Raw genomic sequence first — 25,525 nt, 5'->3', positions numbered from 1 at the left:
GGTGGAAGGGACGTGGCTTTCGATGGACGCCGGACTCAAGCGCGAGCTCGAAGCGAAGGTGTACGCGGGCGAGCGGCTGACCCGCGAGGACGGGATCGCCCTCTACGACAGCGACGACCTCGCCTGGCTGGGCCGGTTGGCCCACCACAAGCGCACCGAGCTCAACGGCGACCGGGTGATGTTCAACGTCAACCGGCACCTCAACCTGACCAACGTCTGCTCCGCCTCCTGCGCGTACTGCTCCTTCCAGCGCAAGCCGGGCGAGAAGGACGCGTACACGATGCGCATCGACGAGGCGGTCCGCAAGGCCAAGGAGATGGAGGACGAGCAGCTCACCGAGCTGCACATCGTCAACGGCCTGCACCCGACCCTGCCCTGGCGCTACTACCCGAAGGTGCTGCGGGAGCTGAAGGCGGCGCTGCCGAACGTCAAGCTCAAGTGCTTCACCGCGACCGAGGTGCAGTGGTTCGAGAAGATCAGCGGCCTGGGCGCCGACGAGATCCTCGACGAGCTGATGGACGCCGGCCTGGAGTCGCTGACCGGTGGCGGCGCGGAGATCTTCGACTGGGAGGTCCGCCAGCACATCGTGGACCACGCCTGCCACTGGGAGGACTGGTCGCGGATCCACCGACTGGCCCACTCGAAGGGCATGAAGACCCCGTCGACCATGCTCTACGGCCACATCGAGGAACCCCGGCACCGGGTCGACCACGTGCTGCGGCTGCGCGAGCTGCAGGACGAGACCGGCGGCTTCGCGGTCTTCATCCCGCTGCGCTACCAGCACGACTTCGTCGACTCGGCGGACGGCAAGATCCGTAACCGGATCCAGGCGCAGACCACGATGGCCTCGCCGGCCGAGTCGCTGAAGACGTTCGCGGTCTCCCGGCTGCTCTTCGACAACGTCCCGCACGTGAAGTGCTTCTGGGTGATGCACGGCCTCTCGGTCGCCCAGCTTTCGCTGAACTTCGGCGTGGACGACCTGGACGGCTCCGTCGTGGAATACAAGATCACCCACGACGCCGACTCGTACGGCACGCCGAACACGATGCACCGGGACGACCTGCTGCACCTGATCTGGGACGCCGGGTTCCAGCCGGTCGAGCGGGACACCCGCTACAACGTGGTCCGGGAGTACGAGAAGGCGCCGTCGCTGGCCGAGCGCCGCGCCGAGCCGCAGCAGGTCTGGGCCTGACCGCGGGCCGATGACCGAGCAGCAGCAGCGCGCCGCCTTCCCCCGGCGGGACGCCGAGGGGCGCATCCTCACCCTGGGCGACCTGCTCGGGGTGAGCCTCGCCGGTCTGGTGATCGGGGTGCTGGCGCTGGTGCTCTTCGAGTGGGCCTTCGCCTCGATGGGCGACGGCGGGTTCGGCGGGACCAACGGCTGGCTGGCGGTGATCCTGCCGCTCTGGCTCTTCTGGGACGACTTCCGGGCCTGGGAGTTCGGCGCGGCCCGGGTGATCGCGGCGCTGGTCGCCGCCGCGGTGGGAGTGTTCGCCGGGCTGCTGGCGGCCGGGCTGGCCGCCGGGCTGCCGCCGCTGGTCTCCGGCGCGCTCGCCGCGGCGGTCTTCACCCTGGCGTACGCGGTGATCTGGTTTCATGGCGTCCACTGGCTGGCCCGCCGGACGGGCTGAACCTTCCGCACCGGGACACCGGGCGGCGGAGAACGGAGTGCGAACGTGAGCGCGGCGGTCAAGTACACGCTGGGCCGGATCGGGCTGTTCGTCGGCGTGCTGGCGGCCCTCTGGTTCGTCGACATGAACCCGTTCCTGCGGCTGATGCTGGCGCTGGTCTTCTCCGCCGCGCTCTCCTTCTTCCTGCTCAAGGGCTGGCGGGACGAGATGGCCGGCGAGATGGGCGAGGCGGCGGAGCGTCGGCGGGCCGAGAAGGAGCGGCTCCGCTCCGCGCTGGCCGGCGACGACCAGGGCGCCGACGACGGACCCGTCGAGGGTGAGCCGGGCGACCGGCAGCGGTGAGCCGCGGCCGGACGGGGCAGCGCGAGGGCTCCGGCCAGGCTAGGGTCGGCCACCGTGTTGGAGAAGATCAGTGACTGGCGGCTGAGGTTCTTCCTCTGGGTCGGCCTCCCCGTCATCGCAGTCATGGGGCTCGCCTTCGCGGCGCCCGACCTCGTCCCGGCCTGGCAGGCCAAGTCCGGCGCCGGCGCCGCGGGCACGTTCAACGCGGTCAGCGAGCAGTGCGGCCGCCGCAACTGCAGCTGGTACGGCGACTTCGTGCCCGACGCGGGCGGCACGCCCCGCAAGCACGTCATCCTCTACGACGCGCCCGACGGGCTGGCCCAGGGCGGCACGACTCCCGCCCGGGACACCGGGGCCGGCAAGGGGGTCTTCGCCACCGCGGGCGGGTCGACCTGGCTGCTGGTCACCGGGTTCACCGTGGCCGCGGCGCTCGCCTCGGTCGGCTGGGTGGTCCTCGTGGTCACCACGATCCGCCGCCGGCGCCGCGACGCGGCCACGATCGAGCGGCTGGCCGGGACGCCCGTACAGCGCTGAGACCGAGAAAACGACGGGCCCGGCGCGATCGCGCCAGGCCCGTCGCCGTCGGTTCCTACCAGTTGGTGGAGCCGGGGACCTGGGGCCAGGGCCGGTTGGCCGGCTTGATCAGGTACGCGATCCCGCCGGAGCCGCCGGCGACCGTGCCGTTCGCCCGGTGCCGCTTGGTCCGCAGCCAGATCTGCTCGAACTGCTCCCGCTTGTAGACGTTGCGCACCTCGGCGTCCGAGGAGGAGGCCGGGTCGTTCACGATCACGTCACCGTCGGCGGTGAAGCCGACAACCACGAAGAGGTGCCCCGAGGTGCCGTAGTTCGCCCCGTCCAGCTCGCTGGAGAGGAAGGACTGCGAGGTGACGACCGGGATGCCGGCGGCGATGAAGCGCTCGACCTCGTCCAGCGAGTGCAGCCGGGTGACCCGCGCGTCCATCCCGGCGAAGCTGGCCGCGTACGCGGTGTTGAACGGCCAGTTGCCCGCGCCCTCGTACTCGTAGTCGTAGGTCATCCGGGCGGCGTGATCGACGGTGGGGTCGGCGTAGCTCGGGTCGACCCAGGCGGTGTCGTCGGCCGAGGGCTGCCGGCCCCAGTACTCGACCACCATCTCCGTGGACGTGGGCGAGCACCAGGCCTCACCGCCGCCGTCGAACTCGGGGTACTCCCCGGTGTGGATGTTCTGCGAGTAGCGGGGCACGGGCAGTTCGGTGCCCCAGGCGATGCCGCCCTTGCTCGGGGCGACGGTGAACCGGTCCGGCACGTTCGAGCTCATCGCGCCGAGCATCCAGACCCGCGGCGAGGCGGTCTGGCCGGGCGCGCGGTAGAGGGTGAGCTTCAGCTGGTACGACCGCAGCAGCACCCCGGCCTTGGCGTCGTCGATGGAGAAGGTGTCGGTCCAGATGGTCGACCACGGGTCGCCCTGACCGTCCAGGGTGGCCCGCTTGACGTCCTGGTCGCCGGAGGCCCACCGACCCATCACGTACCAGGGGGTCTGGTTGCCGGTGTTGTACGTCCCCTGCAGCTCGACCTGGAGCCAGGTGCCGGCGGGCGTTTCGGCGTTCCAGGAGGCGACCAGTTCGGTGGCGTCGAAGCCGATCTGCCGGCGCGGGGAGGTCCAGGTGGCGTACTCCCAGGTGCGGGTGGCGCCGGTGTGCTCGTCGGTGAACTCGGTGGTGCCGGCCGGCTGGCCGATGGTGATGCCGGTGCGGTGGCCGGGGATGGCGTACGTCCCCTGGTGGGTGCCGGTACGCCAGTCGGGGTGCGAGGACCACTCCTGGAAGGTGATCTGCTCGTCGTGCTGGGCCACCGGCAGGTTGTTGTCGGCGTGGACGGGCCCGGTGGTGCCGAGTAGGGCGAGCGCGGTGACGCCGGCGAGGGCGACCACGCGCAGGGTTCTTCTGATCATGGGAACTCCGCGAAGTGAGGAGGGTGGGACTCCCTGCCGGCCCCGGCTCGGGGCCGGCAGGAGCTTCGAGGACTGGCTGTCCGGTGGTGGGTCGGTGCCTGACGGCAGTCGGGCCCGGCCGTCGTCACCAGTTGGTGGAGCCCGCCACCTGCGGCCAGGCGACGCTGGTGGGCTTGATCAGGTAGACGATCCCGCCGGAGCCACCGCCGGTGCCGCCGTTGGCGGTGGTCCGCTTGGTGCGCAGCCAGATCTGCTCGAACTGCGCACGTTGGTAGACGTGGCGCACGGCGTCGTTGCTGGGCGACGCCGGGTCGTTGGCGATGACGTCACCGGTGGCGGTGAAGCCGACCACCACCATCAGGTGCCCGGAGGTGCCGTAGCCCGCGCCGTCCAGCTCGCTGGCGAGGAAGGACTGGCTGGTCACCACGGGGATGCCGGCGGCGATGAAGTGCTCCAGCTCGTCCAGCGAGTGCAGCCGGGTCACCTTTGCCTCCAGCCCCGGGAAGCCCGCCGCGTAGGCGGTGTTGAAGGGCCAGTTGCCGGCGCCGTCGTACTGGTAGTCGTACGTCATCCGGGCGGCGTGGTTGACCGTCGGGTCGGGGTAGGTCGGGTCCACCCAGGACGTGTCGGCCGCGGAGGGCCCGCGGCCCCAGTACTCGACCACCATCTCGGTGGAGGTCGGCGAGCACCAGGCCTCGCCGCCGCCGTCGTACTCCGGGTAGTGGCCGGCGTGGATCTCCTGGGAGTGGCGGGGGACGGCCAGCTCGGTGCCCCAGGCGATGTGGCCGGCGCTGGGGGTGACGGTGAACCGGTCGGGCACCGTCGAGCTCATCGCGCCGACCGAGCGGACCACCGGCGACGCGGCCTGCGCCGGGTCGCGGTAGAGGGTCAGCCGGAGCTGGTACGCCCGGAGCAGCACTCCGGTCGCCGGGTTGTCGATGGCGAACGTGTCGGTCCAGATGCTGGAGGTCTTGTCACCCTGCTTGTCGACGCTGGTCCGCTTGATGTCGGCGTCGCCGGAGGCCCAGCGCCCCATGACGTACCAGGGGGTGCGGGTGCCGCTGGTGTAGGTGCCCTGGAGTTCCACCTGGAGCCAGGTGCCGGCGGGGGTGTCGGCGTTCCAGGAGGCGACCAGTTCGGTGGCGCCGAAGCCCACCTCGGTGAGCGGCGAGGTCCAGGTGCCGTACGCCCAGGTGCGCTTGGTGCTGGTGTGCGGGTCCTTGTAGGGGGTGGTGCCGGCCGGGGTGCCGAGGGTGAGCCCGGCGGCGGTGACGGTGGTGCCGGCGGTGGTGCCGGCGGCCAGGGTGGCGCCGGACCAGCCCTGCCAGGTGATCTGCTCGTCGTGGGTGACCGTGCCGGTGGCCGGCTTGGCGGCCCCGGCGGGGGCGGTGGCGCCGAGGAGGGCGAGCGCGGTGACGCCGGCGAGGGCGACCGTGCGCAAGGGTGTCGTGACCATGGCAGCTCCACGGGTGTGCGGCTTCCTTGCCGTTCACTGTCCCGGCTGGAGGGAAGTTTCGGAAGAGATCAAGGGATGGAAAATCTTTGCCGACGTGAGGATCCGGGTGGAGGCGGTGGACGCCGCCGGGGCCGGCCTGGTCGAGGCGGCCGTGGACAACGGGCCCCTCCCGTCCGGACGATCTCCGCTGCTCGTGCGCTACCGTGGCAGCGACCAACCCGCAGCGAAGCCGGTGCGAAACCGGCGCTGTCCCGCAACTGTGATGCCCCGCACGGCGTCGGCTCCGGCCGTCGCCGATGTACGTGGGGACGAGCCAGGTCGCCTGCGGCACGGTCGCGACACGCGCTCTCGAGGAAGGGCGCCTCGCGGACGGGCGCGCGAAGGCGGTCCCTGTCGGCGAAGCACCACACTCCTCGACCGACAGGAGGATCCATGTCCAGACGTACCCCCCGGCTCTTCGCCGCGGCCCTCGCGGTGGCCGCGCTGGCCCTCGGCGCCTGCGCCGAGAAGACCTCGAACGACACCCCCGCCGCCGGCGGCAGCTCGGCGGCCGCCGCCTTCCCGGTCACCGTCGGCAAGCTGACCCTGGAGAAGCGGCCGGAGAAGATCGTCTCGCTGTCACCGGCGGCCACCGAGATGCTGTTCGCCGTCGGCGCCGGCAGGCAGGTCACCGCCGTCGACGACCAGTCGAACTACCCGGCCGACGCGCCGAAGAGCGACCTGTCCGGCTTCCAGCCGAACGCCGAGGCGATCGCCGGCAGGAGCCCCGACCTGGTGGTGCTCTCCAACGACACCAACAAGATCGTCGACCAGCTCACCAAGCTGAAGATCCCGGTGCTGCTCACCCCCGCGGCGACCACGCTCGACGACAGCTACCAGCAGATCACCGACCTGGGCGCGCTCACCGGCCACCCGGCGGAGGCGGCCGACGTCACGAAGAAGATGAAGGACGACATCGCCGCCCTGACCAGGGACCTGCCGCAGCGGGCGAAGAAGCTGACCTACTACCACGAGCTGGGCCCGGAGCTGTACAGCGCGACCAGCAAGACCTTCATCGGCTCGATCTACGCCCTGGCCGGCCTGGAGAACATCGCCGACCCGTCGGACGCCGACGGGAAGAACGGCGGCTACCCCCAGCTCTCTCAGGAGGTCATCGTCAAGGCCAACCCGGACTTCGTCTTCCTGGCCGACACCAAGTGCTGCAAGCAGACCCCCGACACGGTCAAGGCGCGTAGCGGCTGGGCCGGCGTCAGTGCGGTGAAGAACAACCAGATCGTCGCCCTCGACGACGACATCGCCTCGCGCTGGGGCCCGCGCGTCGTTGACCTGGTCAAGGCGATCGTGGACGCCACCGCCAAGGTGCCCGCGTGACCCGTCGGTGACCGTGCGACCCACCGAACCCCGGCCGGCCGGGACGCCGCGCGCGTCCCGGCCGACCGGCGTGTCCCCGGCCGGACCGGGTGCGACGGTCCGGCCGGCCGGACTGCGCAAGCGCTGGCTGGCCGCCGGAGTCGTCGCCGTCCTCGTGGCCCTGGTCGCCGGGGTTTCCCTCGGGCCGGTCAGCCTGCCGCCCGGCAGCGTCGCCGCCGAACTGCTCAACCTGCTGCCTGGCGTGCACCTGGACAGCGGGCTCACCGAACGCGAGATCGCCATCGTCACCGAGCTGCGGCTGCCCCGGGTGGTGCTCGGCCTGCTCGTCGGTGGGCTGCTCGCCCTCGCCGGCGGCTGCTACCAGGGCGTGTTCCGCAACCCGCTGGCCGACCCGTACCTGCTCGGCGTGGCGGCCGGCGCCGGGCTCGCGGTGACCGCCGTCATCGCGCTGGGCGCCGGGGCGGGCGGAGCGCTGACCGGGATGCCGGTCACCATCCCCGTCGCGGCGTTCGTCGGCTCGCTCGGAGCGGTCGCCATGACGTACCTGCTCGGCGCGGCCGGCGGGCGGAACCGGTCACCCGCCACGCTGATCCTGGCCGGGGTGGCGGTCTCGGCGTTCCTCGCCGCCGGGCAGACGTACCTGCTGCAACGGCACTCGGACAACATCCAGCAGGTCTACTCCTGGCTGCTCGGCCGGCTGGCCACCGCCGGGTGGCACGACGTCCGGCTGGTCCTGCCGTACTTCGTGCTGACCGCCGTGGTGGTGCTGCTGCACCGGCGGGAACTCGACGTCCTCTCCGTCGGCGACGACGAGGCGGCCAGCCTCGGCCTGCACCCGCAGCGCTCCCGCTACCTGCTGATCGCCGCCGCCTCGCTCGGCACGGCCGCCGCAGTCTCCGCCTCCGGTCTGATCGGCTTCGTCGGCATCATCGTGCCGCACACCGTACGGCTGCTCGCCGGGTCCAGCTACCGGGTGATCCTGCCGCTGTCGATGCTCTTCGGCGGCGCGTTCCTGGCGCTGACCGACGTGGTCGCCCGGACCGCCGCCGCCCCCGCCGAGATCCCGATCGGGGTGGTCACCGCCCTGCTCGGTGGCCCGTTCTTCGTGCTGGTTCTGCGTACCGCCCGCCGGGTGCTCACATGAGCGCGTTCGCGGCCGGCGGTGGTCCGGTGAGCGTGCCCGCGGTCGAGGTGCGCGACCTGCACGTCCGCCTCGGTGGCGCGCCCATCCTGGCCGGCGTCGACCTGAACGTCGCGGCCGGCGAGTGGGTCACCGTGATCGGCCCGAACGGCGCCGGCAAGTCGACCCTGCTGCGCGCCGTCGGCGGCCTGCTGCCCGCGCCGGGCGCGGTCGCCCTCTTCGGTACGCCGATCCAGGCGCTGCGCCGCCGCGACCGGGCCCGGGAGGTGGCCACCGTCGCCCAGTCCCCGGTGGTGCCGGCCGGCATGTCGGTGCTCGACTACGTGCTGCTCGGCCGGACCCCGTACATCCCGCCGCTGGGGCGGGAGTCCGCCGCCGACCTGGTCGCCGTGCACGAGGTGCTGGACCGGCTGGATCTCGGCGCGTTCGGGCACCGGGAGCTGGCCACCCTCTCCGGCGGCGAGCGGCAGCGGGTCTTCCTGGCCCGGGCGCTCGCCCAGGGCGCCACCCTGCTGCTGCTGGACGAGCCGACCAGCGCGCTGGACATCGGCCACCAGCAGGAGGTGCTGGAGCTGGTGGACCAGCTCCGCCGGGAGCACGGGCTGACCGTGCTGGCCACCATGCACGACCTCTCCGTCGCCGGCGAGTACGCCGACCGGATGGTCCTGCTCGCCGACGGCCGGGTCGCCGCCTCGGGCCCACCCCACGAGGTCCTCACCGAACCCCTGCTGGCGAAGCACTACCGCGCCCACGTCCGCGTCATCCCCGGCGACCACGGCCCCCTCGTGGTCCCCGTCCGCCCCCGCTGACCAAGAGGTGCGGGGGAAGGGTCAGCGGAGGGTGGTGACGGAGAAGAGGGCGCCCTGGGGGTCGCGGAGGGCGGCCACCCGGCCCGCGGGGATGTCGTGGGGCGGGACCAGGATGGTGCCGCCGAGCTCGGCGGCGTGGGCGGCGGTGGCGTCGGCGTCCTCGACCGCGAAGTAGACCGACCAGTACGCCGGCAGGTCGGCCGGCAGTTCCTGCAGCGGCGGCATCATCCCGGCCACCACCCGCGCCCCGCAGCGCCAGCCGGTGTAGGTGATCGGGCCCACCGGCTGGTCCTCCGGCTGCCAGCCGAAGACCAGCGCGTAGAACTCCTTCGCCCCCTCCGGATCGGGGGTGACCAGTTCGTTCCAGCACATCGCGCCCGGAACGTTGAACAGCTCCGCGCCGGGCATCGCCATCGGCTGCCAGACGCTGAACACCGCGCCGGCCCGGTCGGCGAGGACCGCCATCCGGCCCTGGCCGAGGACGTCGAACGGGGTGACCACGACCTGCCCGCCGGCCGCCTCCACCCGGGTGGCGACCAGGTCGGCGTCGTCGGTCGCCACGTACGTCGACCAGATCGGCACCTGGTCCGGGGTGGCCGGCGGGCCGGCGCCGGCGACCGACCTGCCGTCCTTGAGGAAGACGGTGTACCCACCCGCCTCCGGCTCCGGAGCGACCCGGCCGGTCCAGCCGAACAACTGCGGGTAGAACCGCTTCGCGTCCGCCAGGTCCGGGGTGGCCAGGTCGGCCCAGCAGGGCGTGCCCGGCTCGACGGTGCTCACGCTGACCCCTCTCGGCAGGGGCGTGCCCCGACGGTACGCCCTGCCGGAATCGTGGCACCGTCCTCCGGCCCGCTGGGCCGGTTCCGGACAAAACGTCAGGTGAAGCGGCGGCCCTCGTCCCGTCGGTACGCCCACCCGGCGACCGCCGCGAGCACGACGATCCAGACGCCGAGCATCACCGCTGAGACCCGGTTGACTCGCCAGTCGGTGGTCGCCGCCCACATCAGCTCCACGGCGCCCCGGGTCGGCAAGTAGGGGGCGATCGCTCGGATGAAGCCGGGTGCGTCGGCCGGGCCGGAGAGCAGCCCGCCGCCGAAGGCGAGCGGGAAGAAGATGATCTGGGCGACCACGATCGCCGCCTTGCTCGGCAGCGAGTAGCCGACGGCCATCCCCAGCAGGGTGAACGGCACCGAGATCACCGCGACCGTGGCCGCGCCGAGCAGGAACTGCACCGGGGTGACCCGGGCCGCGGTGGCCACCGCGGCGATGACCACCACCGGCAGCATCGACAGGTACGTCAGCACCAGGCCGGCCAGGATCCGGCCGGCCAGGCGCGGGGCCGGTCCGGCCGGCAGGGTCCGGGTGTACGGGTTCCAGGGCTGATCGCGGTCCTCGGCGACGCCGATGCCGTACTGGAAGATGTTGGCGCTCATCACCGCGAAGGTGATCATGGCGCCGGTCGCGTAGGTGGCGCCGGCCGCATCGTCACCGGCAAACGGCACCACGAAGAAGAGCATCGCGGCGGCGGGGAAGAACGCGCTGCCCACCACGGCCACCGGAATCCGGAGGATGGTCAACAGCTGGTACCGGGCGTGGACCAGGGAGAGCGGCATGGCTGGCTCCTCAGACGGTGGTGGGCTGGGCGGTGGCCGGCTCGACGGCCGCGGTGATGGCGAGGAACGCCTCCTCCAGCGAGGTGGGGCGCACCTCCAGCTCGCGGAACGCCACCCCGGCGGTGACCAGGTCGCGGATCAGCTGGTCGGCGTCGGTGGTGAGCAGGTGCGTACGTCCTTCGACGTGTTCGGTGGCCACCACGCCCGGAAGTGGAGGCAGGTCGTCGGCGAGCAGGCTGACCCGGCGGACCCCGACGAAGCTCCGGACCGCGTCGACCGTGTCGTCGGCGAGCACCCGGCCCCGGCCGATCACCACGACCCGCTGGGCCAGCGCCTCCACCTCCTCCAGGTAGTGGCTGCTCAGCAGGACGGTGCCGCCGTCGGCGTGGAAGGACCGGATCGCCTCCCACAGGGTGCGGCGCGCTTCGACGTCCAGCCCGGTGGTCGGCTCGTCGAGGACCACCAGCCGGGGCCGGCCGACGAAGGCGAGGGCGACCGCGAGCCGGCGCCGTTGGCCGCCGGAGAGGCCGCCGGTCTGCCGCCGTACCAGATCGGTTAGGCCGAACCGGTCGAGCAGCTCGCTGCGGGGCACCGGATCGGGGAAGTGCGCGGAGACGAAGTCGACGACCTCGCCGACCCGGAGCGTGCCGGGCAGGCCGGTCTCCTGAGGGGTGACCCCGAGCTGCCGGCGGGTCGCCGGGTCGCGCGGGTCGCCGCCGAGGAGCTCCACCCGGCCGGCGGTGGGTCGGCGCAGCCCGACCAACAGGTTGATCAGGGTGCTCTTGCCGGCACCGTTCGGGCCGAGCAGGCCGACCAGCTCTCCGGGGTGGACCTCCAGGTCGACCCGGTCCAGGGCGAGCACGTCGCCGTACCGCCGGCTGACCTGTTCGGCACGGGCGAGGATCATGACGTCTCCTTGCTGTCGGCGGGGTGGAGCAGCGCGCGGATGTTCTCGGTGTACTCCTCGAACGCCAGGCGACCGCGCGAGCTGAGGCGGACCAGTGTGGTCGGGGTGCGTCCGCGGTGGGTCTTGTCGATCTCGACGTAGCCGGCGTCCTCCAACTTGCGCAGGTGGACGGAGAGGTTGCCGGCGGTCATGCCGAGTAGCTCCTGCAGGCGGGGAAAGGTGATGCGGTCACCCGCGCCCAGGGTGGACAGCGCGGCGACGACCCGCAGGCGGGCCTGGGCGTGGATGACCGGGTCGAGCTCGGTCACGGGTGGTCCCGCCGGCGCAGCCGGCTGAGCTCGCCGGCGAGCAGCATCCCGCCGCCGCCTCCGAGGGCGATCACGAGGGCGTGCCAGCCGGGTCCGGCGAGCACCCCCACGATGTTGATCGCGGTGAGCCAGAGGCCGAGCCGGAAGAGGGTGCGGTCGAGCCAGATCGCGCCGCCGGCCATGTGCAGGGCGCCGGTCAGCCCGACGGCGAGCGCGGACCAGAGCAGCCCGGCGAGGTCGTGCGGAAGGCTGTCGGAAACCCGGCCGGCGACGGTGAACAGGCTCAGGAAGCCCAGCCCCCAGGCGGCGCCGTACCAGCTGCCGCGCCGGGCGGACTCCCCGGTGACCTGCCGGTAGGCGCGGGCGCTGCCCACCGCGAAGACCACCGACGCGGCGCCGAGCAGCACGAAGAGCGCGGTCAGGGGAAGCCACTCCGGCATGGCCAGGAAGGTCCGGCCGCCGGGGGAGAAGCGCAGGAAGAACAGCCCGAAGCCGATCAGCCAGGCGACTCCCCAGGGCCAGTAGTGCAGCCGTGGGTCGGGTTCCAGGCTCTGCACGGTGGCCGCCCGCTGCGCGTCGATGAGCCGCATCGCGGTGGCGGCGTCGATCGGGGGCGGGTCGTCGTCGGGCTCCATGCAAAGTACTTTAAAGCGCAAAGTCAAGCCCCGGTGTGCCCGCTGCCGCAAAACGGGACAGACCGGCCGGCGCCCGTACCCGGCCCACCCCGCCCGGCCGCTCAGCCGGCCAACGGGCCGGGCAGCGGCGCGGTGTGCAGCACCGACAGCCGGGAGACCGCCCGGGTCAGCACCACGTAGAGGCGGTGCAGCCCGCGCGGTTCCGCCGCGACGATCGCGGCCGGCTCGACGACCACGACGTGGTCGTACTCCAGGCCCTTGACCAGGGTCGCGGGCACCACGGTGACGCGCGCCGCGGTCGCCACGTCGTCGGCGCTCGCGGTCTCGACGCCCGCGTCGGCGAGCGCCGCGCGGAGCCGGTCCACCGCGTCGTCGGCGGCGATCACGCCGACCGAGCCGTCGTGCGCGAGCGCCGCCCGCACCTCGGCCACCGTCGCCACGGTCAGGTCGGCCACGGTACGCACATCCAGCGCGCCGTCGCGGCGCAGCGACTCGGCCGGCGGTACGTCGACCGCGAGCGCCGGCAGCAGCCGGTTGGCGAACGCGACCACCGCGGCCGGCACCCGGAAACCGACGCTCAGCGGCACCACGACCGCGTCCGGCTTGCCGAGGTGGGCCAGGGACTCCCGCCAGTCCGTGGCGGCCCACGGCGCGGTGCCCTGGGCCAGGTCGCCGAGGAGGGTGATCGAGCCGTGCTCGCTGCGCCGGGCGATGGCCCGGCACTGCATCGGGGAGAGGTCCTGCGCCTCGTCGACCACCACGTGGCCGAAGCCGGCCGGTCGCTCGATCAGCCCGGCCGCCTCGTCGATCAGCACCGCGTCGGCGGCGGTCCATTTCGTGGCCTTCGGGGTGCGCCCGAGCTTCGTCCCGGTCGCGGTCCGGTCGCCGCGCCGTCCGGTCGCCGCGGTGTCGTCCGTCGCCGTCGTGGTAGCTGCCGGGCCGAGCAGCAGCGCCTGCTCCTCGGCGGTGAGCAGCCCGTCGGCTGCTGCGGCGAGCGCCGCCGGGTCGCCGAGCAGCGTGTGCACGAGCCCTTCCGGGGTGAGCGCCGGCCAGACCGCGTCGAGGAAGGCGGTGACCGGCCTGGCCTTGGCCATCCGGCGCAGCCAGGCGTCGCTGGGCGACTCGGCGCGGCGCGCCTCGGACTGGCGTTGCAGCAGTCCCACCACCCGGGCCCGGACGCGGTCCCGGCCGGTGGCGTACGGTAACCCCTCCCGGCGGGTCTCCTCGACCACCCGGTGCAGCGGGTCGAGGCCGATCCGCCAGCGGAACGAGCCGTCCGAGACCATGATCGGCTCAGTCGGCGTACCGATGTGCGCATCGACCGCGCGGCGCAGCACCTCGGCCATCCGGACGTCGTGCTTGAGGGCCGCGACGGCCGGGTCGTCGACGGCCCGCACCGGCGCCGGGGCGATCAGGTCCTCCACCGTCGCCTGCGCGACCTCGACCTCGCCGAGTGCCGGCAGCACCGCCGCGATGTACGACAGGAAGGCCCGGTTCGGCCCGACGATCAGCACCCCGGAGCGGCGCAGCCGCTCCCGGTGCAGGTAGAGCAGGTACGCGGCCCGGTGCAGTCCGACGGCGGTCTTACCCGTGCCCGGCGCCCCCTGGACGCAGATCGAGTCGGCCAGGTCGGCGCGGACCAGCTCGTCCTGTTCGGGCTGGATGGTGGCGACGATGTCCCGCATCGGCCCGACGCGGGGGCGCTCGATCTCGGCGGTGAGGATCCGGCTGGCCGTGCCCAGCTCCTCGCCCCGATCCAGGTGCTCGTCCTCGAAGCTGGTGAGCAGGCCGCTGCTGAAGCCGAAGCGCCGCCGTACCGCGACGCCCTGCGGGTCCCGGGCGCTGGCCCGGTAGAACGAGCGGGAGACCGGGGCCCGCCAGTCCAGCACCAGCGGCTCGCCCGCCTCGTCGGTGACGTGCCGCCGCCCGACGTGGTACTCCCGCCCGGCGTGGTCGGGGTCGGTCTCGCCGAAGTCGAGCCGGCCGAAGAAGAGCGGGGTGGTCGGGTCGTCGGCGAGTTCGGCGACCCGCCGGGCGAGGGTGCGGCCCAGCATCTCCGCCGCGTACGGGTCGCCGGCGACCTGCTCGCCGCCGGCGAAGAGGGCTTCGGCGCGTTCCCGCATCCGGCGCAGCGCCGCCCGGGAGGTGTCCAGGTGGGTGCGTTCGGCGGCGAGCCGGGTGTCCAGGTCGTCGCCGGGTGGGGTGTCGGGTCGGGCGGGCCGGCTGGCGCGGTGGGGTTCTGCGGCAAGGGTCATCCGAGGCGACCTTCCGGTGCGTTCGTGTGATCGGTTGACCTGGGCCGCCCGGCGCTCCGTCAGATGCGGTGCCGGCTGTGCCCGGTGGCGAGGTGGCGCGCGGCCTCGCGCGCGGCGGTCAACCTTACGCCGTGTCATCGCCGCCAGCCACGCATTTCCCGGCGGGCCGGCAGCCGGACGGCGCGCCGGCCTGGTTTGTCGTCTGGGCACTACCAAGCGCGGCCCCGGGCCGTCCGTGCCGCCGAGGGCGGGTCCGGCGTGCGCGCGGGATCATGGGGGGCATGACCGACTCCCGTCCCGAGCAGCGCCGAGTGACGATCAGCGATCCGGAGGTGATGCGGGCGCTGGCCCACCCGGCCCGGCTCGCGATCATGGAACACCTCGGCTCGTTGGAGGGTGGTGCGACCGCCACCGAGTGCGCGGAGATCGCCGGACTCTCGCCGAGCGCGACCAGTTACCACCTGCGGGCGCTGGCGAAGTTCGGGTTGATCGAGGAGGCCCCGAGCCGGGGCGACGCCCGGGAGCGGGTGTGGCGGGCGTTCAGCCCGTCGTACTACGTGGAGTCCGGGCCGGCCGCCGACTCGGAGGCGCGCGCGGCGGAGCTGGCCCTGGTGGAGGCCCACCTGGCCCGGGACAGCCAGCGCACCCGGGACTGGATCCGCCGGGCCCCGGACGAGCCGGTCGAGTGGTACCAGGCGGCCTGGTTCAGCGACACGCTGCTGCTGCTCACCGCCGAGGAACTCGCCGGGCTCAACGAGTCGATCCAGGAGCTGACGGCGCCCTACCGACGGCGCCTCCGGGTGGCGGACCCACCGGAGGGCGCCCGCACCGTCGCCGTGCAGTACCGGGCGCTGCCCATCGACTGAGGTCTTGCGCGGACCAGATGTGAAGCATTATTTTCGAAGTATGTCCTTCACATCTGGTCCGTCGCGCTGGTCGGACGTCTGGCTCGCCACCGCGACCCGGGGCATCTCCAGCTGCGGGGACTTCCTCGCCGCCAGCGCGCTCACGCTGGCCCTGCAGTCTGCCGGGGCGGGCGGTCTGGCCGTCTCGGCGCTGCTGCTCGCGGCGACCCTGCCGTTGGTGGCGCTCGCCCCGCTGACCGGGCGGCTCGCCGACCGGGTGGACAGCCGGCTCCTGCTGGTGGTCGCCGGGCTGGCCCAGGCCGGAGTCTGCCTCGCCCTCGCGTACGCCGATGATCCGGGCCTGGTCATCGCCCTGGTGGCGCTGCTCGCCGCCGGTCTCGCGGTCACCCAGCCGGTGCTCTCCGCCCTGGTGCCGGCCATGGTCCGGGCCGATGACCTGCCCCGGGCCAGCGCCCTCAACCAGACCGCCGGCACCCTCGGCGCGCTCGCCGGGCCGGCGCTGGCCGGGCTGCTGGTCGGCGAGTTCGGCGCCCGCCTGCCGCTGCTCGTCGACGCCAGCAGCTACCTCGCGCTGGTGGCGGCCGGGCTGCTCATCCGCACCCGACGGGGCGGATCCCGACGCGCGGACCCGGCGGCCACCGGGTCCGGGGCGACGGCGACCACCTGGCGGCTGCGCCGAGACCCGCTGCTGGTGGCCGGGATCGCCACCCTCGCCGGGGTGATCGCGGCGGTCGGGGCGATCAACGTGGTCGAGGTCTTCTTCATCCGGGAGACCCTCGGCAGCTCTACCACGGTGTACGGCCTGGTGACCGGCTCGTGGACGCTGGGCGTCGTGCTCGGCGGCTGGCTCTTCGCCCGGGTCGCCCGGCGGCTCGCCGACGACGGTGCGCTGCTCGGGGCCGGCCTGGCCCTGCTCGGCTGCTGCTGTCTCGCCGTCCTGGCGTCGGCGGCGGTGCCGTCCGCCGCGCTGCTCGTGCCGATCTGGCTGCTCGGCGGGGTCGCGAACGGGGGCGACAACGTCTTCCACACCCTGCTGCTCGCCCGCCGGGTCCCCGAGGTGGCCCGGGGTCGGGCGTTCGCCGTGTTCGGCGCGGCGGTCCAAGGCGCCGGGATGGCTGGTTTCCTGGTCGGCGGGCTGCTGCTGGAGCTGGCGGAACCCCGGCCGCTGGTCGCCGGCTGCGGGGTGGCGGGCCTGCTCGTGGTCGCCGCGGTGGTGATCCCGGTCCGCCGGGCGGTCCGCGCCGAGCGGGCGGCCGTGGCCCGACCGGACGACGCCGGCGCGGTGGCCGGCCGCGCGGCGGGTGCGGAGTTGGCCACTCCGACGCCATCCCGGTGAGCCGGCGGTCGGCGGCGGGGATACGGTCGGGGCATGGCTGACCGCATCGCCCGCCCCCGTGTCGGACACATCCAGTTCCTGAACTGCCTGCCGATCTACTGGGGATTGATGCGGTCCGGCGCGCTGCTCGACGTCGACCTGCACAAGGACTCGCCGGACCGGCTGAGCGCCGCGCTGGTCGCCGGCGACCTGGACATCGGGCCGATCTCGCACGTGGAGTACCTGCGGCACGCCGACGAGCTGCTGCTCCTGCCGGACCTGGCGGTCGGCAGCGACGGCCCGGTCCTCTCCGTCAACCTGGTCTCCACCAAGCCCCTCGCCGAGCTGGACGGGCGCCGGGTCGCGCTCGGCTCGACCTCCCGGACCGGCGTGCTCCTCGCCCAGCTCCTGCTCGGCGAGCGGTACGGCGTCCGCCCCGAGTACTTCCGGTGCCCACCGGACCTGACCCAGATGCTGCTGGAGGCCGACGCCGGGGTGCTGATCGGCGACGTGGCGCTGCGCGCCCTCTACGAGGCGCCCCGCCGGGGCCTGACGGTCACCGACCTCGGCCAGGCCTGGCGGGAGTGGACCGGCCTGCCGATGGTCTTCGCCGTCTGGGCGGTCCGCCGGGACTTCGCCGCCGCCCACCCCGGCCTGGTCAAGGAGGTGCACGAGGCGTTCCTGCGCTCGCGGGACCTCTGCCTCGCCGAGCTGGACCAGGTCGCCGAGGCGGCCGCCCGGTGGGAGCCGTTCGATGCGGCGACCCTGGCGACCTACTTCCGCACCCTCGATTTCTCCCTGGGCGAGCGGCAGGTGGCCGGCCTGCGCGAGTTCGCCCGGCGGGCCGCCGCGCTCGGTGAGGCCCCGGCCCTGCCCGAGGGCGGCCCCGAGTTCTTCGCCGGCTGACCCGGCGGCCGGCCCGGCCGGTGTCCTCCCCGGTCGATGTCCTCCATCGGCTGGCTTCCGCCGAGACGGCGACGTGGCGGCGTCCCGGGGTCGGGACACCGCCACGTCGGCGAGGCGGAGAACGGGCTCAGGTCGCCGGGCGGAGCAGCGCCTCGGTGATCTTCTGGCAGTTCTTCATGCCGTACTCGTAGCCCATGTTGATCGGGTAGCGGACCATCACGCCCATCGTCCAGGTGTCGCCGATGGCGAGGCAGTTGATGTGCATCTCCTGCTCCTTGGTCCGGTCGATCCAGCCGTTCTTGATCGCGATGGTCTTCTGCTCGGCGGTCGGGAATGCCTTGCGGATGCCGAAGTCACCCGCGCCGCGGACCAGCCGCATCTCGTTGAGCAGCCACTTCGTCCACTTCGGGCCGGCGGCCCGGCCGTCGGAGATGCAGAGCCCGAGCCGCGCGGTGTCCCGGGGGGAGAGGTTGGTCCGGCTCCAACCGCCGTCCGCGGCCACCTTGCTGTCGGTCAGCTTGCAGGTCGAGATCAGTCGCTTGATCGAGGCCGACCGGCCGACGTTGTTGTAGAACTGCTCGGCCCGGGTGTTGTCGCTGTCCCGGATGATCCGGGTGGCGTCGGCGAGCTTGGCGTCGCTCGGCGTCTGGCCGGCCTCGTCGGCCCGGCGCAGGTAGTCGGCGACGATCCAGGACTTGATCATCGAGGCGGTGGTGCTGGTCTCGCCCATGTTCTTCGAACCGATGATCTCGCCGGTCCGCTTGTCCAGCACGCTCCAGGCGTACCAGCCCTTGATGTCGAGGTCGAGCTCCTGGGCCTGGAACGGCAGCGGCTCCAGGGAGGGGGTCGGCGACGGAGTCGGCTGGGGTCGGCTGCTGCGGTCGGTGGGCGCGTTGGTGGACCGCCCGGCCGTGGAGCCCGAGTGCGAGGCGGCGGTGGGCCGCAACGGCGAGCCGGGGACCAGCCGCAGCGACACGAGGACCAGGCCGACCAGGGTGACCGCGACGGCGGCGAACGTCAGCGAGCGGTGGTGGCTGCCCGGGCGGCGCCGATTGCCGGCCATCAGAGCTTCCCGACCGGCTGCTGCGGCACCTTGAGGGCGGCGCCGGGCTGCGGGGTGACCAACTGGGTGGTGACGCTCGCGCAGACCTTCGCGCCGTACGACAGGGGGGTCTTGGCCGGGTAGCGCATCATCACCGCGAGGCTCCACTTGTCGGTGACCGCCAGGCAGTTGACGTGCCAGTTCCCGTCGTAACCGAGCTGGGTCCAGCCGTTCTTGATGCTGACCGGGCCCTGCGCCTTGATCTCGGCCGGCAGGCCGTCGACGATGCCCCACTTGCCACCGCCGGAGCGCTCATGCTGGGCGGTGACGCTGCCCCGGACCGCGCTCATCTCGTTCAGAACCCACTTGGTCCACTTCCCGGCGGCCTTGCCGTCGGCGATGCAGTCGCCCATCCGGACGGCGTCCCGGGGGGACATCCGGGTGAAGCTCCACCAACCCTCGTAACCGGGCACGTTGCCCCGCGTCGTGTCGGTGAGACCGCAGATGCTGATCGCCCGCTTGACTACCGGACCGGGCTGGCCGCCCGGCGGCGCCTTGTAGGAGCCGCCCGCGGCCTTGTAGACCGCGTTCGCCGCGTCGTCGTTGCTGTCCCGGATGGCGAGGCTGGCCTGCTTCTTCAGCGTGGCCGAGGGCTGCTTGTCGCCGAGCTGGCGCAGGTAGTCCGAGACGATCCAGGCCTTGAGCATCGACTCGGTCGAGTTCGTCTGGCTCATGTTGGCGGCACCGCTGATCTGCCCGGTCTGTCGGTCCATCAGCGCCCAGGAGAAGAACTGCCCCTTGAAGTTCACCGAGACCGGGCCGGCGGCCAGGGTCGGCGGGGGCGGTGTGGTGGGCGCGGGCGCGGGGACGTTCTCCGCGCCGCCGCCGATGCCGCCGATGCTGGCGAGGGCGCCCCCACCGGAGAGGCGGGCGTACGCGGCGGGCACCAGCATGACGCCACCGAGGAGGACCGCCACGATGGCGAGCACCATGGCCACGCGAGGTCGCATGAGTGGGTGAACTCCAGATGTCTGGCCGGGGGGACCGGCTCTTCCGAATGGGTACGGCCTGATCGCCGGGGCCGGGGGAGTGGCCGTGAGCCGGTGGCGATCGTCAGCAGCCGATCGGTGTGCCGGGCGAAGTCTACTTCCGGACACGCCGGATGCCAGAACCTGGCGCCCGGCAACTCGCCGCGAAGGCGGGGCAATCGACCGCTATGCCGCCCTTGAGAGGATTCACCTTTCCCTAGTGGCCCAACTCACAGGTTTGCGCAGGTCGCCGGCTCTCACGCGAAGCGGTCGACCGGTGACGGAAGGTGCGGCCGGTTTCCTGTTACACCCTCTGGTGTCATCGGTCGCGAGCTGTAACACTGGCCTCATGTATGGCAACGACTTCTCCGCGCCGGACGACGCGCCCGGCGGTGGCCTGCTCGGCGAGGTCGAGGCGGCGGAGGCGGCGCTGCGGGAGGCCGCCGCCCGGGCCCGGCGCGGCGGACCGGCCCCCGACGAGGACCTCGAGGCGTACTTCGCGGACGTGATCGACGCCGATCAGAAGATCGAGCCGCGCGACTGGGTGCCCGAGGCGTACCGGAAGACGCTGATCCGGCAGATCGCCCAGCACGCGCACTCCGAGATCATCGGGATGCAGCCCGAGGCGAACTGGATCAGCCGCGCCCCCTCCCTGAAGCGCAAGGCGATCCTGCTGGCCAAGGTGCAGGACGAGGCCGGCCACGGCCTTTACCTCTACGCCGCCGCCGAAACCCTCGGGATCAGCCGCGACGAGCTGGTCGAGCTGCTCCTCAACGGCCGGCAGAAGTACAGCTCGATCTTCAACTACCCGACCCTCACCTGGGCCGACGTGGGCGCGATCGGCTGGCTGGTCGACGGCGCGGCGATCGTCAACCAGGTCCCGCTCTGCCGCTGCTCCTACGGGCCGTACGCCCGGGCGATGATCCGGGTCTGCAAGGAGGAGTCGTTCCACCAGCGCCAGGGGTACGAGATCCTGCACACCCTGGCGCACGGCACCCCTGGGCAGAAGGCAATGGCCCAGGACGCCGTCGACCGCTGGTGGTACCCGTCACTGGCCATGTTCGGCCCGCCGGACGGAGACTCGACGCACTCGGCGCAGTCCATGGCCTGGAAGATCAAGCGCTTCTCCAACGACGAGCTGCGGCAGCGCTTCGTGGACATGTGCGTGCAGCAGGCCGAGATCCTGGGCCTGCGCATCCCCGACCCGGACCTGCGCTGGAACGACGAACGCCAGGCGTACGACTACACCCAGCCCGACTACGACGAGCTGATGCAGGTGATCAAGGGCAACGGGCCGTGCAACCGGCAGCGGATGGAACACCGCCGCCGCGCCCACGCCGACGGCGCCTGGGTCCGCGAGGCCGCCGCCGCGTACGCGGCCAAGCGGGCGGAGCAGAAGGAGAAGGTGGCCGCGTGAGCGAGCGTAGCGAGCGAACCGATCGGCTCAGCGTGAGCGATCCCTCGCCGTTGTGGGAGGTCTTCGTGCGGGCGCGGCGCGGACTGTCGCACACCCACGTCGGCAGCCTGCACGCCCCCGACGCGGAGCTGGCCCTGCGCAACGCGCGGGACCTCTACACCCGCCGCCAGGAGGGCGTCTCGATCTGGGTCGTGCCGGCGGGCGCGATCACCGCGTCCAGCCCGGACGAGAAGGACGCCTTCTTCGACCCGGCGGCCGACAAGGTCTACCGCCACCCCACCTTCTACGAGGTGCCGGACGGGGTGGCCCACCTGTGAGCACGTTGTTCGACTTCACCCTCGCCCTCGGCGACGACGCGCTGATCGCGGCGCAGCGGCTCGGCGAGTGGACCTCCCGCGCGCCGGAGATGGAGGAGGACATCGCGCTGGCCAACATCGCCCTCGACCAGCTCGGCGCGGCCCGGCTGCTGCTGACATACGCGGGTGAGCTGGAGGGCGCCGGCCGGGACGAGGACGCGCTGGCGTTCCTCCGCGACGACCGGGAGTTCCGCAACTGCCTCCTGGTCGAACTGCCCAACGGCGACTTCGCGGTGACCATGGCGAAGCTGTTCTTCCTGTCGGCGTGCCAGCTGCCGCTCTACACCGCGCTGGCGGGCTGCGCCGACGAGCGGCTGGCCGCGATCGGGGCGAAGGCACGCAAGGAGTCCGCTTACCACCTGGACCACGCCTCGCTCTGGGTGAAGCGGCTCGGCGACGGCACCGAGGAGTCGCACCGTCGCATGCAGGCCGCGGTCGACGAGGTCTGGCCGTACCTCCACGAGCTGTTCGCGGCGGACCCGGCGGCGCCGGTCGACCCGGCCACCCTGCGGGCCGGCTTCGACGCCGCCGTCTCCGCCGTGCTCGACGAGGCCACGCTGGCCCGGCCGGCGGACGGCTGGATGCCCGGCGGCGGGCGGGACGGCGTGCACACCGAGCACCTCTCCTACCTGCTCGCCGAGATGCAGGTGTTGCACCGCGCGCACCCCGGAGCCCGCTGGTGAGTGATCCGAGGGCGGCCGCGGCGGCGGTGGTGGATCCGGAGATCCGGGTCATCACCATCGACGAGCTGGGCATTCTGCGGGCGGTCGAGGAGGATGCGGCCACCGGTCGGGTCGTCGTCACCATCACCCCCACCTACACCGGCTGCCCGGCGATGGACGTGATCCGGGCGGACATCCGCCGGGCGCTCGCCGCCGCCGGCCACCCGGACGCCGAGGTCCGCACGGTCTACAGCCCGGCGTGGAGCACCGACTGGATCTCCGACAGCGGCCGGGCGAAGCTCGCCGCCGCCGGTATCGCCCCGCCCGCCCCGGTGCGCGCCGGGAACGTGGTGCCGCTCTCGCTGGCGGTTCGCTGCCCGCGCTGCGGCTCCCCGGAGACCGAGCAGGTCAGCCGCTTCGGCTCCACCGCGTGCAAGGCCCTCTGGCGTTGCCGCTCCTGCTCCGAACCCTTCGACCATGTGAAGGCGCTGTGACTGTCACCATCACCCGACCGGTCCGTCGCCGGCCGGCCTTCCACCCGCTCCCCGTGGCCGCCGTGGACCGGCTCACCGACGACGCCGTGGCGATCACCTTCGCCGTGCCGGAGGAACTGCGGGAGACCTTCGCGTTCTCCGCCGGCCAGCACCTGACCGTGCGTCGTCCCGGCGGAGCCGGGCTCACCGGCTCCGCCGGTGGTGGCGGGGAGGATGTGCGGCGGTCGTACTCGATCTGCTCCACCCCCGACGACCTGACCCGGCACGGCCGGCTGCGGATCGGGGTGCGGGAGATCCCCGGCGGCGCCTTCTCCGCCTTCGCCTGCGGGGCGCTGCGCGGCGGCGACACCGTCGAGGTGCTGCCCCCGCTCGGGCACTTCACCACGGCGTTCGCGCCGGACCGGGTCCGCCGCTACGGCGCGGTGGTCGCCGGTTCCGGCATCGCCCCGGTGCTCGCGCTGGTCGCGACCGCGCTGGCCGTCGAGCCGGCCAGCACCTTCACCCTGGTGTACGGCAACCGCACGGCCAACACGGTGATGTTCGCCGAGGAACTGGCCGACCTGAAGGACCGCTACCCGACCCGGCTGCACCTGGTGCACGTGCTCTCCCGGGAGCAGGGCGAGTCGCCGCTGCTGTCGGGGCGGGTCGACGCCGACCGGCTGGGCCGGCTGCTCGACACCATCGTGCCGGGTGACGCGATCGAGGAGTGGTTCCTCTGCGGCCCGTACCAGATGGTGGTGGACGCCAAGACGGTGCTGACCGGCCGCGGGCTGCCGGAGTCGGCGGTGCACACCGAGCTGTTCCACGTCGACGCCCCGCCGGAGCCGGTGCGCCGGCCGGCCGACGAGCCCGGCGCGGGGGCGGAGGTGACGATCGTGCTGGACGGCCGCTCGTCGAGCTTCACGATGGGTCGCGACGAGCGGGTGCTGGACGCCGCGCTCAAGGTCCGCGGCGAGCTGCCGTACGCCTGCAAGGGCGGCGTCTGCTCGACCTGCAAGGCAAAGGTCGTCTCCGGCGAGGTGACCATGGCCCGCAACTACGCCCTGGAGCCGGACGAGGTGGCGGCCGGCTACGTCCTCACCTGCCAGTCGAGCCCGGTGACGGACAAGCTCACGGTGGACTACGACGCGTGATATGTAGAACGACTCGTTCTACAATTGCTCCCCGGAGCAGATCGCCATCCGTGAACTCAACCAGCACACGAGCAGGGTTCTCGCCCGGGTGCGGGCCGGTGAGACGGTGGAAGTGACCGACCGGGGAGAGCCGATCGCTCGACTGGTGCCCGTCGTGGCGGGTGACGCGTTCCTCGGTCGCCTGGTGGCGGAGGGTCGGGCGACCGCGCCGACGTCGACCGGACCGCTGCCCATGCCGCCGGTCCTGGGCGACCCCGCTGAGGACGTCGCGGCGGCGCTGGTCGAGTACCGGGATGAGGAGCGCTGGTGATCTACCTGGACTCGGCGGCCGTCATCAAGCTGCTCCGCCGGGAGGCGGCGACCGAGGACCTCGTGGCATGGCGCGATCCACCTCGCCACGGCGGAGATCCTGGCACGCCAGGCGGGCTCGGACTTCGCTGCCTTCGTGACGTACGACCGGCGTCTGCTGGACGCGGCCAAGGGTGCAGGGCTTCCGGTGGCGAGCCCCGGCATGAACTGAGGGCGGTCTGCGGTCGTAGGGCGCGAGTCACCGGGGGTGGAGTGGCGTGTCGACGCTGAAGCGGGCGACGTAGGCTCGGGGGCGTGACGGTGAGCCGGGAGATCGACGACATCCTGCAGCGCGGCGCGGACGGCGGGCGGATCACGCCCGAGGAGGCCCTGCTGCTCTACACCGAGGCGCCCTTCCACGCCCTCGGCGAGGCGGCGGACGCGGTGCGCCGGCGGCGCTACCCGGACAACATCGTCACGTACCTGATCGACCGCAACATCAACTACACCAACGTCTGCGTGACGGCGTGCAAGTTCTGCGCGTTCTACCGGGCCCCGAAGCACAAGGAAGGCTGGACCCACCCGACCGAGGAGATCCTGCGCCGCTGCGGCGAGGCGGTCGAGCTGGGCGCCACCCAGGTGATGCTCCAGGGTGGCCACCACCCGGACTACGGCGTCGAGTACTACGAGGAGCTCTTCTCCTCGGTGAAGAAGGCGTACCCGCAGCTCGCCATCCACTCGATCGGGCCGAGCGAGATCCTGCACATGGCCAAGGTCTCCGGGGTCAGCCTGGACGAGGCCATCGCCCGGATCAAGGCGGCCGGGCTGGACTCGATCGCCGGGGCCGGCGCGGAGATGCTGCCGGACCGCCCGCGCAAGGCGATCGCCCCGCTGAAGGAGTCCGGGGCGCGCTGGCTCGAGGTGATGGAGTTGGCGCACCGGCAGGGTGTTGAGTCCACCGCGACGATGATGATGGGCACCGGCGAGACCAACGCCGAGCGGATCGAGCACCTGCGGATGATCCGCGACGTGCAGGACCGCACCCAGGGCTTCCGGGCCTTCATCCCGTGGACGTACCAGCCGGAGAACAACCACCTCAAGGGGCGCACCCAGGCCACCACCCTGGAGTACCTGCGGCTGATCGCGGTGGCCCGGCTCTTCTTCGAGACCGTCCCGCACCTTCAGGCGTCCTGGCTGACCACCGGAAAGGACGCCGGGCAGCTCGCCCTGCACATGGGCGTGGACGACCTCGGCTCGATCATGCTGGAGGAGAACGTCATCTCCTCCGCGGGCGCCCGGCACCGCTCCAACCTGCACGAGCTGATCGGGATGATCCGCTCGGCCGACCGCATTCCGGCGCAGCGGGACACCCTCTACAACCGGCTCGCCGTGCACCACACTCCGGCGGACGACCCGACCGACGAGCGGGTGGTCTCGCACTTCTCCTCGATCGCCCTGCCTGGCGGGGGCGCGGGGAAGTCCCTGCCGCTGGTCGACGCCCGCTGACCTACGGCCGGCGGAGGGCCTCGCCCGGTGGAAGCGGTCGGCGGGCCGGCCGAGGCATCGCCCGTCTCGGCGACCGCCAGCGTGGATGTTCGGCGAACGGTCGGTGATCCTGGC

At 72.7% G+C, this 25,525-nt stretch carries 27 protein-coding genes and 1 riboswitch; of the genes, 17 read left to right on the top strand and 10 right to left on the bottom strand.

What is annotated here, in order from left to right:
* Positions 1–22: 22 nt before the first annotated feature.
* Genes mqnE through GA0070613_RS07640 form a run of 4 tightly spaced genes read left to right on the top strand, consistent with a single transcriptional unit; the run spans position 23 to position 2,507 of the window.
* A complete protein-coding gene (mqnE, locus tag GA0070613_RS07655; RefSeq protein WP_089011653.1) occupies positions 23–1,192 on the top strand; it encodes an aminofutalosine synthase MqnE in 1,170 nt (389 codons plus the stop codon).
* A gap of 10 nt (positions 1,193–1,202) precedes the next feature.
* Positions 1,203–1,631 (top strand): hypothetical protein, encoded by a 429-nt coding sequence (locus GA0070613_RS07650; protein ID WP_089011652.1) that lies wholly within the window; start codon positions 1,203–1,205, stop codon positions 1,629–1,631.
* Positions 1,632–1,676: 45 nt separating this feature from the next.
* Complete coding sequence (locus tag GA0070613_RS07645) at positions 1,677–1,973, top strand: DUF4229 domain-containing protein (RefSeq protein WP_089011651.1); 297 nt, start codon at positions 1,677–1,679, stop codon at positions 1,971–1,973.
* A 54-nt stretch (positions 1,974–2,027) separates the two neighbouring features.
* Complete coding sequence (locus GA0070613_RS07640; protein ID WP_089011650.1) at positions 2,028–2,507, top strand: hypothetical protein; 480 nt, start codon at positions 2,028–2,030, stop codon at positions 2,505–2,507.
* 55 nt (positions 2,508–2,562) lie between these two features.
* Here the strand turns inward: GA0070613_RS07640 and GA0070613_RS07635 are convergent, their stop codons facing one another.
* Together GA0070613_RS07635 and GA0070613_RS07630 are read right to left on the bottom strand one after the other, a co-directional pair.
* On the bottom strand, positions 2,563–3,903 hold the full coding sequence (locus GA0070613_RS07635; protein ID WP_089011649.1) for a C39 family peptidase: 1,341 nt from the start codon (positions 3,901–3,903) through the stop codon (positions 2,563–2,565).
* 124 nt (positions 3,904–4,027) lie between these two features.
* Positions 4,028–5,359, bottom strand: coding sequence for a peptidase C39 family protein (locus GA0070613_RS07630; RefSeq protein WP_089011648.1), 1,332 nt, complete (start codon positions 5,357–5,359; stop codon positions 4,028–4,030).
* A 228-nt stretch (positions 5,360–5,587) separates the two neighbouring features.
* Positions 5,588–5,677: riboswitch (cobalamin riboswitch) on the top strand.
* Positions 5,678–5,791: 114 nt separating this feature from the next.
* On the opposite strand from GA0070613_RS07630, the gene GA0070613_RS07625 reads away from it, so the two are divergent.
* The 3 genes from GA0070613_RS07625 (at position 5,792) to GA0070613_RS07615 (ending at position 8,680) form a co-directional block, all read left to right on the top strand.
* Positions 5,792–6,730: an ABC transporter substrate-binding protein gene (locus tag GA0070613_RS07625; protein ID WP_089011647.1), complete on the top strand. Its 939-nt coding sequence runs from the start codon at positions 5,792–5,794 to the stop codon at positions 6,728–6,730.
* 70 nt (positions 6,731–6,800) lie between these two features.
* Positions 6,801–7,874, top strand: a complete 1,074-nt coding sequence (locus GA0070613_RS07620; RefSeq protein WP_089015812.1) for a FecCD family ABC transporter permease — start codon at positions 6,801–6,803, stop codon at positions 7,872–7,874.
* Between the two features lie 26 nt (positions 7,875–7,900).
* On the top strand, positions 7,901–8,680 hold the full coding sequence (locus GA0070613_RS07615) for an ABC transporter ATP-binding protein (protein WP_089015811.1): 780 nt from the start codon (positions 7,901–7,903) through the stop codon (positions 8,678–8,680).
* Between the two features lie 21 nt (positions 8,681–8,701).
* Here GA0070613_RS07615 and GA0070613_RS07610 read toward each other — a convergent pair whose 3' ends face one another.
* The 6 genes from GA0070613_RS07610 to GA0070613_RS07585 all read right to left on the bottom strand — a co-directional run bounded on the left by GA0070613_RS07610 (position 8,702) and on the right by GA0070613_RS07585 (position 14,398).
* On the bottom strand, positions 8,702–9,460 hold the full coding sequence (locus tag GA0070613_RS07610; RefSeq protein ID WP_089011646.1) for a VOC family protein: 759 nt from the start codon (positions 9,458–9,460) through the stop codon (positions 8,702–8,704).
* A gap of 95 nt (positions 9,461–9,555) precedes the next feature.
* The gene (locus GA0070613_RS07605) at positions 9,556–10,293 is read right to left on the bottom strand and encodes an ABC transporter permease (RefSeq protein WP_089011645.1); all 738 of its coding nucleotides are present in this window, start codon (positions 10,291–10,293) and stop codon (positions 9,556–9,558) included.
* Positions 10,294–10,303: 10 nt separating this feature from the next.
* On the bottom strand, positions 10,304–11,200 hold the full coding sequence (locus tag GA0070613_RS07600; protein ID WP_089011644.1) for an ABC transporter ATP-binding protein: 897 nt from the start codon (positions 11,198–11,200) through the stop codon (positions 10,304–10,306).
* Positions 11,197–11,508 carry a winged helix-turn-helix domain-containing protein gene (locus GA0070613_RS07595; protein WP_089011643.1) on the bottom strand — a complete coding sequence of 104 codons (312 nt, stop codon included), beginning with the start codon at positions 11,506–11,508 and terminating at the stop codon, positions 11,197–11,199. Before GA0070613_RS07595 ends, GA0070613_RS07600 begins: the two co-directional genes overlap by 4 nt.
* The gene (locus tag GA0070613_RS07590) at positions 11,505–12,143 is read right to left on the bottom strand and encodes a transporter (RefSeq protein ID WP_089011642.1); all 639 of its coding nucleotides are present in this window, start codon (positions 12,141–12,143) and stop codon (positions 11,505–11,507) included. Before GA0070613_RS07590 ends, GA0070613_RS07595 begins: the two co-directional genes overlap by 4 nt.
* Before the next feature lie 101 nt (positions 12,144–12,244).
* A complete protein-coding gene (locus GA0070613_RS07585) occupies positions 12,245–14,398 on the bottom strand; it encodes a HelD family protein (protein ID WP_157746293.1) in 2,154 nt (717 codons plus the stop codon).
* A 281-nt stretch (positions 14,399–14,679) separates the two neighbouring features.
* Between GA0070613_RS07585 and GA0070613_RS07580 the strand changes: the two genes are divergently transcribed.
* Genes GA0070613_RS07580 through GA0070613_RS07570 form a run of 3 tightly spaced genes read left to right on the top strand, consistent with a single transcriptional unit; the run spans position 14,680 to position 17,485 of the window.
* Positions 14,680–15,264 carry an ArsR/SmtB family transcription factor gene (locus GA0070613_RS07580; RefSeq protein WP_089011641.1) on the top strand — a complete coding sequence of 195 codons (585 nt, stop codon included), beginning with the start codon at positions 14,680–14,682 and terminating at the stop codon, positions 15,262–15,264.
* A gap of 40 nt (positions 15,265–15,304) precedes the next feature.
* Positions 15,305–16,600: an MFS transporter gene (locus GA0070613_RS07575; protein ID WP_089011640.1), complete on the top strand. Its 1,296-nt coding sequence runs from the start codon at positions 15,305–15,307 to the stop codon at positions 16,598–16,600.
* Between the two features lie 33 nt (positions 16,601–16,633).
* A complete protein-coding gene (locus GA0070613_RS07570; RefSeq protein WP_089011639.1) occupies positions 16,634–17,485 on the top strand; it encodes a menaquinone biosynthetic enzyme MqnA/MqnD family protein in 852 nt (283 codons plus the stop codon).
* 127 nt (positions 17,486–17,612) lie between these two features.
* Here the strand turns inward: GA0070613_RS07570 and GA0070613_RS07565 are convergent, their stop codons facing one another.
* Together GA0070613_RS07565 and GA0070613_RS07560 are read right to left on the bottom strand one after the other, a co-directional pair.
* Positions 17,613–18,548 (bottom strand): serine hydrolase, encoded by a 936-nt coding sequence (locus GA0070613_RS07565; protein WP_089011638.1) that lies wholly within the window; start codon positions 18,546–18,548, stop codon positions 17,613–17,615.
* A complete protein-coding gene (locus GA0070613_RS07560; RefSeq protein ID WP_089011637.1) occupies positions 18,548–19,537 on the bottom strand; it encodes a hypothetical protein in 990 nt (329 codons plus the stop codon). The genes GA0070613_RS07565 and GA0070613_RS07560 overlap by 1 nt, the downstream gene beginning before the upstream one ends.
* Positions 19,538–19,904: 367 nt before the next feature.
* Here GA0070613_RS07560 and paaA point away from each other — a divergent pair, with 367 nt between their 5' ends.
* From paaA to mqnC, 7 genes are all read left to right on the top strand, one after another.
* On the top strand, positions 19,905–20,972 hold the full coding sequence (gene paaA / locus GA0070613_RS07555) for a 1,2-phenylacetyl-CoA epoxidase subunit PaaA (protein WP_089011636.1): 1,068 nt from the start codon (positions 19,905–19,907) through the stop codon (positions 20,970–20,972).
* On the top strand, positions 20,969–21,289 hold the full coding sequence (paaB, locus tag GA0070613_RS07550) for a 1,2-phenylacetyl-CoA epoxidase subunit PaaB (protein WP_089011635.1): 321 nt from the start codon (positions 20,969–20,971) through the stop codon (positions 21,287–21,289). Before paaA ends, paaB begins: the two co-directional genes overlap by 4 nt.
* On the top strand, positions 21,286–22,011 hold the full coding sequence (gene paaC, locus GA0070613_RS07545) for a 1,2-phenylacetyl-CoA epoxidase subunit PaaC (protein ID WP_089011634.1): 726 nt from the start codon (positions 21,286–21,288) through the stop codon (positions 22,009–22,011). Before paaB ends, paaC begins: the two co-directional genes overlap by 4 nt.
* Positions 22,008–22,484, top strand: coding sequence for a 1,2-phenylacetyl-CoA epoxidase subunit PaaD (gene paaD / locus GA0070613_RS07540; protein ID WP_089011633.1), 477 nt, complete (start codon positions 22,008–22,010; stop codon positions 22,482–22,484). The genes paaC and paaD overlap by 4 nt, the downstream gene beginning before the upstream one ends.
* Complete coding sequence (paaE, locus tag GA0070613_RS07535; RefSeq protein ID WP_089011632.1) at positions 22,481–23,617, top strand: 1,2-phenylacetyl-CoA epoxidase subunit PaaE; 1,137 nt, start codon at positions 22,481–22,483, stop codon at positions 23,615–23,617. Before paaD ends, paaE begins: the two co-directional genes overlap by 4 nt.
* Positions 23,618–23,657: 40 nt before the next feature.
* Positions 23,658–23,927 carry a type II toxin-antitoxin system Phd/YefM family antitoxin gene (locus tag GA0070613_RS07530; RefSeq protein ID WP_089011631.1) on the top strand — a complete coding sequence of 90 codons (270 nt, stop codon included), beginning with the start codon at positions 23,658–23,660 and terminating at the stop codon, positions 23,925–23,927.
* Positions 23,928–24,220: 293 nt separating this feature from the next.
* Positions 24,221–25,411 (top strand): cyclic dehypoxanthinyl futalosine synthase, encoded by a 1,191-nt coding sequence (gene mqnC / locus GA0070613_RS07520; RefSeq protein WP_089011630.1) that lies wholly within the window; start codon positions 24,221–24,223, stop codon positions 25,409–25,411.
* The last annotated feature ends 114 nt before the right edge of the window (positions 25,412–25,525 follow it).

This window comes from Micromonospora inositola, assembly GCF_900090285.1.
Lineage (GTDB): Bacteria > Actinomycetota > Actinomycetes > Mycobacteriales > Micromonosporaceae > Micromonospora > Micromonospora inositola.
Note: the sequence above shows the minus strand (reverse complement) of the source record. Positions and strands in the feature narration are given on the sequence as shown.

Excerpts from the sequence above, each read along its gene's own strand:
- mqnE (WP_089011653.1), top strand. The coding sequence starts at position 23 with ATGGACGCCGGACTCAAGCGCGAGCTCGAAGCGAAGGTGTACGCGGGC.
- GA0070613_RS07650 (WP_089011652.1), top strand. The coding sequence starts at position 1,203 with ATGACCGAGCAGCAGCAGCGCGCCGCCTTCCCCCGGCGGGACGCCGAG.
- GA0070613_RS07635 (WP_089011649.1), bottom strand. The coding sequence starts at position 3,903 with ATGATCAGAAGAACCCTGCGCGTGGTCGCCCTCGCCGGCGTCACCGCG.
- GA0070613_RS07630 (WP_089011648.1), bottom strand. The coding sequence starts at position 5,359 with ATGGTCACGACACCCTTGCGCACGGTCGCCCTCGCCGGCGTCACCGCG.
- GA0070613_RS07625 (WP_089011647.1), top strand. The coding sequence starts at position 5,792 with ATGTCCAGACGTACCCCCCGGCTCTTCGCCGCGGCCCTCGCGGTGGCC.
- GA0070613_RS07605 (WP_089011645.1), bottom strand. The coding sequence starts at position 10,293 with ATGCCGCTCTCCCTGGTCCACGCCCGGTACCAGCTGTTGACCATCCTC.
- GA0070613_RS07600 (WP_089011644.1), bottom strand. The coding sequence starts at position 11,200 with ATGATCCTCGCCCGTGCCGAACAGGTCAGCCGGCGGTACGGCGACGTG.
- GA0070613_RS07590 (WP_089011642.1), bottom strand. The coding sequence starts at position 12,143 with ATGGAGCCCGACGACGACCCGCCCCCGATCGACGCCGCCACCGCGATG.
- GA0070613_RS07585 (WP_157746293.1), bottom strand. The coding sequence starts at position 14,398 with ATGACCCTTGCCGCAGAACCCCACCGCGCCAGCCGGCCCGCCCGACCC.
- GA0070613_RS07580 (WP_089011641.1), top strand. The coding sequence starts at position 14,680 with ATGACCGACTCCCGTCCCGAGCAGCGCCGAGTGACGATCAGCGATCCG.
- GA0070613_RS07575 (WP_089011640.1), top strand. The coding sequence starts at position 15,305 with ATGTCCTTCACATCTGGTCCGTCGCGCTGGTCGGACGTCTGGCTCGCC.
- GA0070613_RS07570 (WP_089011639.1), top strand. The coding sequence starts at position 16,634 with ATGGCTGACCGCATCGCCCGCCCCCGTGTCGGACACATCCAGTTCCTG.
- GA0070613_RS07565 (WP_089011638.1), bottom strand. The coding sequence starts at position 18,548 with ATGGCCGGCAATCGGCGCCGCCCGGGCAGCCACCACCGCTCGCTGACG.
- GA0070613_RS07560 (WP_089011637.1), bottom strand. The coding sequence starts at position 19,537 with ATGCGACCTCGCGTGGCCATGGTGCTCGCCATCGTGGCGGTCCTCCTC.
- paaA (WP_089011636.1), top strand. The coding sequence starts at position 19,905 with ATGTATGGCAACGACTTCTCCGCGCCGGACGACGCGCCCGGCGGTGGC.